1 protein-coding gene is annotated in these 311 nt (G+C 70.7%); it reads left to right on the top strand.

Annotated features, from left to right (window positions below):
- The coding region (locus FLQ44_RS18175; protein ID WP_206208974.1) for a hypothetical protein at nucleotides 1–311 on the top strand (311 nt) is incomplete at both ends.

Below are 311 nucleotides of genomic sequence, written 5' to 3'. Positions count from 1 at the left end.
GTTGCGCTACAAGCCGATCTATCCCGGCGTGTATGACGATTATTGCTGGAACCCCGAACCCGCGCGCGCGGCGACGGGGCTCGACGTTCCGGCGGCGACGGTTGAGGCGGAGCGGCTCCTCGCCGACTGGCCCGCCGAGCCCACCGCGGCGCAGCGCCGGCATCTCGCCGCGGTTTTCCTGGCGGGCGGCGAGCAGGCATCGGCGCTGGTCCAATGGCTGCGCTTGCCTGCGACCGAACGGCGCGCGGGCGATGGGCTCGATGCGGTGCTGGTCGAGCGCCTGACGATGCTGACAACACGCCGCAACGAAA

Origin of the sequence: Vogesella mureinivorans (genome assembly GCF_007644035.1) — a bacterium.
Classification (GTDB): Bacteria; Pseudomonadota; Gammaproteobacteria; order Burkholderiales; family Chromobacteriaceae; genus Vogesella; species Vogesella mureinivorans.
Note: the sequence above shows the minus strand (reverse complement) of the source record. Positions and strands in the feature narration are given on the sequence as shown.